We start from the raw sequence: 4861 nt of genomic DNA on the forward strand, positions 1-4861 counted from the left end.
GCCAGGCAATGGCCTTCTCAATGCCCTCGTCCTTGCCCAGACCATTGATGTCCAGGCCACGGTCATTCGCGGAGTTGATGTGCGGGCCGTCCTCAGTGAAGGCCTCTTCTTCGACGTTGCCTCCGTCGAGCACCGGCACGATCGGCAGACCAAAAACAGTGGCGAATTCGTAGTCACGCTCATCGTGCGCAGGCACCGCCATGATTGCACCTGTTCCGTAACCAGTCAGAACATAGTCTGCGATGAAGACAGGAACCTGCTCGCCGTTGACCGGGTTCACCGCGTAGGAGCCCAGGAAAACGCCCGTCTTTTCCTTATTCTCCTGACGCTCCACGTCAGACTTCGCCGCGATCGCGCGCTTGTACGCCGCCACAGCATCCTTCGGCGTTGCTTCGCCATAGGTCCACCGCTTATCGACGTCCTCTGCGTACGTCTCTGCCACCAATTCATCCACGAGCTCATGCTCCGGCGCGAGAACCATGTAGGTGGCACCGAAGAGAGTGTCGGGGCGGGTGGTAAAGACATCGATCGGACCGGCTTCAGACTGGAACGAGACCTCCGCACCACGGGAACGCCCGATCCAGTTGCGCTGCATTGCCTTGACCTTGTCGGGCCAGTCGAGCAGCTCCAAGTCGTCCAGCAGCCTGTCCGAGTATGCAGTGATACGCATCATCCACTGGCGCAGTCGCTTACGGAAGACCGGGTAATTACCGCGCTCCGAGCGGCCATCAGCAGTGACCTCCTCGTTTGCGAGGACCGTGCCCAGGCCCGGGCACCAGTTGACCATGGAGTCAGACAGGTAGACGAGACGGAATTCGTCGATAGCCTTCTGCTTCTCCGTTACATCAAGATCGGCGTATACACGACCGTCCTTGGTGGTGCGGGGGCCGGCCTCAAGCTCGCTGACAAGCTCCGCAATCGGGCGTGCCTTCTGCTGATCTTCATCGAACCATGCGTTGAAAATCTGCAGGAAGATCCACTGCGTCCACTTATAAAACTCCGGGTCAGTCGTGGCCACTGAACGGCGACGGTCGTGGCCCAGGCCCAATGCGCCCAGCTGACGCGTCATGTTCTCAATATTCGCCATCGTGGTCGTGCGCGGGTGCGTACCCGTCTGGATGGCGTACTGCTCGGCAGGCAGACCAAATGCGTCGTAACCGAGTGTGTGCAGCACGTTCTTGCCCAGCATGCGGTTGTAGCGCGCGAAGACATCCGTAGCGATGTAGCCCAGCGGGTGACCCACGTGCAGGCCCGCACCGGAGGGGTAGGGGAACATGTCCTGGACATTGAGCTTGTCGGCTGGCAGCTCACCTTCACCAGTGGCTAGATCGCCCACCGGATTCGGGGCATTGAATGTGCCGTTATCGATCCAGTACTTCTGCCACTTCTGCTCAATCTCATTGGCAATACCTGCCGTATAGCGGTACGCCGGTCCAGTCGCGTTAGTCATGGTTAGCCAGTGTAATAGGTGGCCTGACCATTGGGTGCAGGGCCATTTATCTAAATGCCCTCCGCGAGTTATTTACATCACTATGATGTGCACCACAGTTATTTGTTACTTGTACAAAACTAAGTAACGGAGTTGGTAATGCAAAAACCGAAACGCAGAAGAAAATCAGCGGTACTCGGCCTTTTGACCTGCATAAGTCTGATAATTGCGAGTTGCGCAAGCCCGTCTGAAGATCCAAATTCAGTTCGCCTCGCGGATAGCTATTCGCCGAAGCACCCGTTCTCTGTACATGGAACCGCGGTGTTCATGGAGACGATGGAGCAGGAGGGGCTGGACTTCCAGTACTTCCCGGCGGGCCAGATGGGAAATGCCCGTGACCTCGCCAATATGGTCCGTACGGGCGTAGTCGATGTGGCCCCTGCGAGTGCCGCATATCTGGAAGATCAGTTTCCGCTGACCAGCGTGTCTGATCTGCCCGGCATGACCAATGATGCCTGCGTTGCGGCTCGCTCCCTGATGAAACTGCTCCAACCTGGGGGAGTGCTCTATGAGGAAGAATATGGTCCACGCGGGATGCGTCCGCTTTGGGTCAACATCGTTCCAAATTACGAGATCATGACTACGGATAAAGAGATCCGTGTTCCAGCAGATGTCGAAGGACTGCTCCTGCGTTCCTCCGGCGGTTCGCTGGACGTGACCACAACGCAGCTCGGCGCCGCGGCAGTGAGTATGCCCGCCAGCGATATCTACGAAGCTCTGACTCGCAAGACCGTCGATGGTCTGACGTTCTCGCTTTTGAGTGCCGCATCGTATGACCTCGGCACCGTGGCGAAGCACAGCACTGAAGGTCTGAATCTCGGTGCCGTCGGCATTCCCTTCGTGATCTCTGAGGACAAATGGCAGCAATTCAGCCCTGAACTGCAAGAAAAGCTCCTCGCTGCGGGCAACGAGACGAATGAGTCTCTGTGCCACAACGTTGAGAATTCTCACGATGAATTCAAGACGACTCTTGAGGATGGCGGGATGACTTTCCACCCGCTGACCAAGGAGGAAACCGCGCAGTGGGATTTACTGCTGACCGATATCAAGTCCAATTGGGCGACTGCTCTCGATGAAGCAGGCAAGCCTGGCTCGAAGGTGCTCGCTGCCTACGAGGAAGAAATCGCTAAACAGGAAGGAGCTCTGTGATGACTACAGCGACCACCCGGAGCCACCCGCCGATCGTTCGTGGCATCCGCAGAGCCATCGTCCGGGCTTCTATCTGGATCGCGTCCATCTGTACGGCGATCACAGCCCTTGTCATGACCCTTGAGGCCGGCTTGCGCTACCTCTCGGGCCATCCGCTCGGTTGGAATATCTCGCTAATCGAGTCCTTCTTGCTCCCCGCAATTGTCTTCCTCGGCCTTCCCTGGGCCTACCACGAAGGCGCACACGTGCGAGCAGAGCTTGTCTATGACCGTCTGGGCCCGCGCCTCCAGAAATTCTGTCGCGGCCTGTCCGACACCGTCATGGTCATCGCGTCCATCTTCCTTATTTCCGCCGGTGTCGCCGCCGCAACCTATTTCTTCCAGATCGGGGCAATACCTCCGCCGCTCTCTTCAGCGGTTCCAATCCCCACCTGGGTCACTTACAGCCTCATGCCTTTAGGCGTTGCGGCTTCGCTCGTTGTGGCGCTTATCGACGTCATCTTCGGTGTTGATCCCGACAGCGGTCCTCACGTGGACCGCGTTGCTGTCCCGGCCGATTCGAATGAGGTGATCTAGTCGTGTTGGCATTAATGATCACTCTGCTCCTGTTGGCGCTCATTCTCCTGCGTGTGCCGATCACGTTCGCGATCATTTTCAGTGGTCTCGTTGGTCTGGTCATTCATGGGGGATGGGAACTCACCTTCGGCGCGATCCAAACGCTGCCACAGTCCGCTATCTCGAAGAACGCTCTGGCGGCGATTCCACTGTTCATCTTGATGGCACAGTTCGTGCTAAAGAGTGGCTATCTCAAAGATCTTTTCGACGCCGCCCAGGTCATGATTGGTCGCGTCCGTGGCGGCACTGCTTTCGCGGCGATCGGTGCCGGCGCGATTTTCGCCAGTGTCTCCGGTTCGTCCACCGCGTCGGCAGCAACATTGGCGCATACCTCAGCACGCCAGCTGATCGACCAAGGTTATAGCCCCCGTCTGGCCTCCGGTGCGGTGGCTGCGGCGGGCACGCTCGCAGCCATGATTCCACCGAGTGTGCTGCTGGTTTTCTATGCCATCACAGCCGATCAGCCCGTTGGCCAAACGCTGGTTGCCGGCTTTGTGCCTGGCGCACTCGTCGCAGTGACACTGTGTCTTTCCGTTGTGGTGACCATGCTTGTGCAGAAGAAGTCGGTTCCACCTGGCGTGCAAAGCACGTTTGCCGAGAAATTGAAGGCGGGCCTGCATGTCTTGCCGTTGTTCTTCCTCTTCGTCCTCGTGATCGGACTGGTCTTCTTCGGCATCACCACGGCAACGGAGGCTGCCGGTGTCGGCGCTGTTGGCGCGTTCCTTCTCATGGGGCTGCGCAAGCAGATCACCTGGAAGAATGTCTCCGATTCGTTCAAAGAAGCGCTGTCCTCAACGGTGATGATCCTTTCGATCATTTTCGCCGCGCACGTGTTCAGCCACTTCATCGTTGAAACCCAAACGACGAATAAGATCGTCCAGGCACTTTCAGACCTGCCGGTGGCACCGCTCGTGATCGTCGGTTTGATCGCTCTCGGCTACCTGATCCTCGGCTTCTTCATGGACCAGATGGCCATCATCGCGCTCACTGTTCCTGTCACGCTGCCTGTGGTGACCGCATTGGACTTCGATCCGATCTGGTTCGGCGTTGTGGTCATCCTGATGGCAGAGATCGGCCTGATCACTCCACCGCTCGGCCTCAACGTTTTTGTGGTCGCTCGGTCTGTCCGCCTCAAGGTCGAGACAGTGTTCGTCGGTGCAGTTCCATTCGCCATCGCGATTTTCCTCATCGCGCTTCTGCTCTTCTTTGTGCCGGACATCGTGATGTTCCTGCCGAACTTCATGGCTAAAACCTAACGCGATGTTTCACGTGAAACATGTGGGTTAGCTTTGCACCCACTCGACGATCTCATCGAGGCGATCGAGATCAACACGGTCAATTCCTTCACCGAAGGTATCGATCAGCATCTGCTCGTTCACCGACGGTTCGTCCTTCTCCTTCAACTTGTCGATGCGGGACTCGAGGATGGCGTGGTGCTCGGGCTCGAGTTCGGAGTAATTGATGCGGCCGGGAAGGTACACGCGCTTCACCTGGTCGGCCAAGTCGCCGAGAATATTGCCCGCCTGGTCGAGTTCCGCATTCACGCCATCGAGTGCCATGCCGACTGCTACGAGGCACACCTTGTGCTTTTCGACGACCTCCGGCCCCA

At 57.7% G+C, this 4861-nt stretch carries 4 protein-coding genes and 1 pseudogene; 3 read left to right on the forward strand and 2 right to left on the reverse strand.

All coding sequences use genetic code 11. The annotated features are described in order from the left end of the window. The coding region (locus Q0X21_RS09940; RefSeq protein WP_297851720.1) for a class I tRNA ligase family protein at positions 1–1450 on the reverse strand (1450 nt) is incomplete at its 3' end. A gap of 306 nt (positions 1451–1756) precedes the next feature. Here Q0X21_RS09940 and dctP point away from each other — a divergent pair. Genes dctP through Q0X21_RS09955 form a run of 3 tightly spaced genes read left to right on the forward strand, consistent with a single transcriptional unit; the run spans position 1757 to position 4508 of the window. After that, positions 1757–2638, forward strand: coding sequence for a TRAP transporter substrate-binding protein DctP (dctP, locus tag Q0X21_RS09945; RefSeq protein WP_297851721.1), 882 nt, complete (start codon positions 1757–1759; stop codon positions 2636–2638). Beyond that, positions 2638–3213: a TRAP transporter small permease gene (locus Q0X21_RS09950; RefSeq protein WP_297851722.1), complete on the forward strand. Its 576-nt coding sequence runs from the start codon at positions 2638–2640 to the stop codon at positions 3211–3213. Before dctP ends, Q0X21_RS09950 begins: the two co-directional genes overlap by 1 nt. Positions 3214–3227: 14 nt before the next feature. Further along, positions 3228–4508: a TRAP transporter large permease gene (locus tag Q0X21_RS09955; protein WP_297851723.1), complete on the forward strand. Its 1281-nt coding sequence runs from the start codon at positions 3228–3230 to the stop codon at positions 4506–4508. Positions 4509–4535: 27 nt separating this feature from the next. Here the strand turns inward: Q0X21_RS09955 and Q0X21_RS09960 are convergent. Further along, positions 4536–4861: pseudogene (locus Q0X21_RS09960) on the reverse strand (hypothetical protein); the annotation flags it as partial.

Source organism: uncultured Corynebacterium sp. (assembly GCF_947253065.1).
Taxonomy (GTDB): Bacteria; Actinomycetota; Actinomycetes; order Mycobacteriales; family Mycobacteriaceae; genus Corynebacterium.

Coding starts and splice junctions, on each gene's coding strand:
- dctP (WP_297851721.1), top strand. CDS start 1,757: ATGGAGACGATGGAGCAGGAGGGGCTGGACTTCCAGTACTTCCCGGCG.
- Q0X21_RS09950 (WP_297851722.1), top strand. CDS start 2,638: ATGACTACAGCGACCACCCGGAGCCACCCGCCGATCGTTCGTGGCATC.
- Q0X21_RS09955 (WP_297851723.1), top strand. CDS start 3,228: ATGATCACTCTGCTCCTGTTGGCGCTCATTCTCCTGCGTGTGCCGATC.